The organism is Collinsella aerofaciens (genome assembly GCF_005844325.1).
Lineage (GTDB): Bacteria > Actinomycetota > Coriobacteriia > Coriobacteriales > Coriobacteriaceae > Collinsella > Collinsella aerofaciens_G.
The window spans coordinates 1-4,083 of sequence record NZ_SPFY01000047.1 but is presented as its reverse complement, the minus strand read 5'-3'; the positions used below and the strand labels follow the sequence as shown (position 1 = coordinate 4,083).

Here is a 4,083-nt window from a genome sequence, read left to right as displayed (position 1 = left end):
AACCCGCGACCCCAACCTTGGCAAGGTTGTGCTCTACCAACTGAGCCATGTCCGCATATGTAAAACAAAACGGGCGCCGGAGCGCCCGGATGTTGCCTGGAGGCGAAGCCCGGATTCGAACCGGGGGTAAAGGCTTTGCAGGCCTCTGCCTTACCACTTGGCCACTTCGCCGAAAAAGGACCGCCTAAACGGTCCGGAAATGCAATGGAGCGGACAACGGGGCTCGAACCCGCGACCCCAACCTTGGCAAGGTTGTGCTCTACCAACTGAGCCATGTCCGCTTGCGGGTTATTAATTTACGCGAGTTGTCCAAAAGACGCAAGTACTTTTTTCAAAAAACTTGTCTGCCGCATGTTCTTAGTAGCCAAACGCGTTAAAGCGATTGGCTAGGCACACGATTCCAGCGCTCCGCTAAACAGCTTCACCATCTGCACGCGCGTGCCGGCGCCGTCCGTACGACGAGCAACCTCCACGTTATCGACGAGCATACGCATAAGCTTGATACCACGGCCGCGTTCCTCGGATGCGACCGGCTCGCTCGTTTTATCGATAGAATAGCCGGCACCTCGATCAAGCACCTCAACCACAACGCGATCGCCATAGGCCTGAACCGTCAGGACGCACCCGATACCGCCCGCATGGTCATAGGCATTACCCAGCGCCTCCCCCGACGCCAATGCGACATCGTAGCGCTCGTCACGGCGCAACGGAAGCGATTCAAGGAGTTCGGCGATGCGATGTCGGTAGTATGGAAGATTCTCGATACCCTGACGGACCTCAACGCTCTTACTCCAGCGAGGCAGCTCCCCCACCGGAATGGCGGGAATAGACTCCCGTGCCGGCCCCGCGACATGAAGGATATCGACAAGACGAGCAATCTCCAAAAAGCGAACAACTTCACCTGATGCATTGACGAGCGAAAGCAGGCCTTCTCGCCTCATGAGCTCACGAGCGCGCGTAAGCAGGAATGCCAAGCCCGTCGAATCGATAAAGCTAACAGCCTGACAGTTGATGACGACACGACGCACGCCGCGGCCAATCAAAGCATCCAGCCGCCGACGCAGCGCAGGCACCGTGGCGATGTCGATATCGCCCGGTGGCGTCAAAACCGCTATGTCATTCCACTCATTCATACGACCATGGTTCCCAAAAAAGCCCACTCGATGCATTCGTTTCCCCAACCGTGCGGATTCAGCCCGCCCAGCGTCGTCTATGAACGACCCCGTAAAAACTCAAGGGACACCAATGCAATGTCATCGTCCAGCGCCGATTCGGTAAATCGGTCAAGCTCGCCCAAGACCTTGCCGCAAATGCCCGACACGCCCTCCCCCGAAACAGAAAGCAGAAGGTCGCGCAAGCGCTGCTCGCCAAAGAACGCTCCGGTGCGGTCGCGGGCCTCAATCGTTCCATCCGTATACATGAAGAGCATGTCGCCGGGGGCGAACGTAAACACGCCTGTCTCGTACACCATGCTCTCAAAGGCACCGATTACGCCCGATTGGCATCCAAGCAGCTCAACCTCTCCCCCACGTGCCTCACCGCCACCCAGCGGCATCGACTCTGGCCTGATGACCATGGTCGGAGGATGGCCCGCCGAACAATACGTTGCGCGTCCGGCCTTAAGGTCAATCTTGGCGATAAAGGCCGTCACGAACGTCTCGACCCTCGAAAAGCCCATGAGCATGCTGTTAAGGGAGCGTGCCATGCGGGCCGGTCCAGCGCCCTCCCAGGCATATGCCGTCAGGGCCGTCTTGACGAGCGCGGACATCGATGCGGCCTCAATGCCTTTGCCAGACACATCACCCAGAATCATGACGGCGCAGTCGTCGGGAAGACGAATGAGCGTATAGAAATCGCCTCCGACCAACGCCGAATTCGTGGCCGACAGGTACACCGAATCGGTTGCGATACCCGGAACATCCCCCAGGGAATTTCTCATGCCAATCTGGAGCGTCTGAGCGATATGGCGCTCCTCGCGCTTTTGAGATTCGCCTTCGTAGATCAGTTCAAAGTCATGCGCCAAGTGCACCAAGTAGTCATATTCAAGGTCATCAATCGGCTCTTGGCTACCATCACGAAGCAGCAGCGCGCGCGTCGTCGGGCTCTTCGCAACAGAAGCAGGAACAATCGCGTCGCTACTGTGCTTGCCATCGCCCTCAGAGCGCGGGTGCCCCGCCTCGATGCCGGAGTCGACGTAGAGACCTTGACAAGGCAGACCATGCGCCCTAAGCCAGCCTCCCATAGGCATCGATTCGTCAACGCGAGTTATACGGACGTGTTTAAGGTCCTCGGCACTCGTACCCCCCAAAACAGATGCCTCAAAGCCATCAGGGCCAGCCCCCAGACGTGCCGCTGGCGCCGTCGTGGAAAAGAAAAGCTTCTCGGGATCGTCCGGCAAAGCAACGCGACTGCCGCCTTCAAAATCTATGACGTAGGAATCCAGACTGGCGTCATACTCAACAGGGCAAAAATGGCAGTTGAGCATATTGCAGATCTCGGACGATACCGCCTGGGTAGCCGCGACGGAATCGTCTAGAAAGGTAAACAACTCATCACGTAAGACATTGAGCGAGCGGCCAAGCTCGGCCGTGCGACGAGAGCGAAGACTCGATGCCATGCCGACCAGTTGGATAGACAAGTAATCGCAAGTGACCTCGAGTACATTAACGTCATAGGCGAGCGGTGCCTGGGGGCGTTTCCAACCAACTTCCAGCACGCCAAGGATCTGCGTACCGTAAAAAACGGGAAGACAGATCTCGCTGCGGTACGGAGGCATATCCTGCACGCGCAACAGGTGCTTAGAACGATTGTCCAAGTCCATGAACATACCGGAGGCGGCCTTATCGCCCTCAAGGTCCTGTTGAATCGACAAGCGACAGGCACGCGACTCACGAAGAACATACGTCGGAATGCCAGCGCCATACGGCAAAAACTCAGGCAGGTAGCTGTCGTACAGCTCCTTGGAAACACCGCGAAGTTTAAAACCGCCGCTCTCAGAAAAATAGATAGCGGCACCCGAAGCATCGAGCGTTCCTACAAGCTGGTTCAAAACAGTATCAAGCAGGCTGGGTAACTCATCGGAGCCCACAGTGCTCATAATGACCGAAAGCGTGCCAGAGAGACGCTTGTTCGCCACTCTAAGCTCCGATAACGCACGCTTGAGTTGACGGTCGTGAGAATACTGTTCTTCGATGCTATGGAGCGCCACCAGGACACGTGGCGCGCGGCGCCCAAAGATGCGTGGAGGCGTCACGGAGCCCGCACGAACCAAGACGGGGATAAAGGAGCCGTCACTCAGCTTGAGCATCAGTTCGTTCTCGGAGCCATCAGTTTCAAATGGCAGACGATGTTCCGTCGCACGTTCAAAAGCGGATGAGTACAGGACGTCTTTAACATCTCCACCGATGACGTCGGCGCGTTCCTCGCACATCAAACCAAGTAAGCGATTATTCACATGCAGAATGGTTCCGTCGAGCTCACAGATGATGACAGCATCGCTCGTGATCTCGACTAGTTGGGCAACGTCTGCCCACTCGTTGCGTTCAAGCGTTTCCATCGTGGACCCCACCGTCTATCGGTAACAAAAAAGCCTCCGAAGAGGCTTCTCAAATGCGATGGTGTCGGAGGCGGGACTTGAACCCGCATGACCAAAAAGCGGTCACTAGCACCTCAAGCTAGCGCGTCTGCCAATTCCGCCACTCCGACATGCTATGTTGTTGATTCGCGGTCCGTTTTGTTGGACCCGCGCGTTCAACGAGGAAGATAATAACCTATGATTCGAGAACTGTGCAAGCACTTTTTTCAAAAAAGTTTACGAATTTGTAAATGCGCAGGTAGATCCGTGTGTCCGGCCCCGAATCGGTGTTGCCTCCCGGCGCGTCCTCGGGCATGAGCGATATTTTGCTGCGCACTTCGTGCTGCAAAATATCGCTCCCCCTGCGGAATGCGCCGGGAGGCAACACCGATTCGGGGCCTGCAAATACATACTTCAGGCACAGTTCTCAAACATGTTCTGGGGGCTGATGTAAATCAGAACCACCCTTAAAAAGGGTGGTTTGCTCTTAGGGTATAACCCACGGGCCC

2 protein-coding genes and 3 tRNA genes are annotated in these 4,083 nt (G+C 56.4%); all 5 read right to left on the bottom strand.

Annotated elements, in window-relative coordinates:
* Window positions 1-97 precede the first annotated feature (97 nt).
* A tRNA-Cys gene (locus FGQ61_RS09440) sits at window positions 98-171 on the bottom strand.
* 34 nt (window positions 172-205) lie between these two features.
* Window positions 206-281 (bottom strand) — tRNA-Gly (locus tag FGQ61_RS09435).
* 105 nt (window positions 282-386) lie between these two features.
* Complete coding sequence (locus FGQ61_RS09430; protein WP_138375360.1) at window positions 387-1,133, bottom strand: anti-sigma factor antagonist; 747 nt, start codon at window positions 1,131-1,133, stop codon at window positions 387-389.
* A gap of 77 nt (window positions 1,134-1,210) precedes the next feature.
* Window positions 1,211-3,556 (bottom strand): GAF domain-containing SpoIIE family protein phosphatase, encoded by a 2,346-nt coding sequence (locus FGQ61_RS09425; protein ID WP_138375359.1) that lies wholly within the window; start codon window positions 3,554-3,556, stop codon window positions 1,211-1,213.
* 59 nt (window positions 3,557-3,615) lie between these two features.
* Window positions 3,616-3,705, bottom strand: a tRNA-Leu gene (locus FGQ61_RS09420).
* Between the last annotated feature and the right edge of the window lie 378 nt (window positions 3,706-4,083).

Excerpts from the sequence above, each read along its gene's own strand:
- FGQ61_RS09425 (WP_138375359.1), bottom strand. The coding sequence starts at position 3,556 with ATGGAAACGCTTGAACGCAACGAGTGGGCAGACGTTGCCCAACTAGTC.
- FGQ61_RS09430 (WP_138375360.1), bottom strand. The coding sequence starts at position 1,133 with ATGAATGAGTGGAATGACATAGCGGTTTTGACGCCACCGGGCGATATC.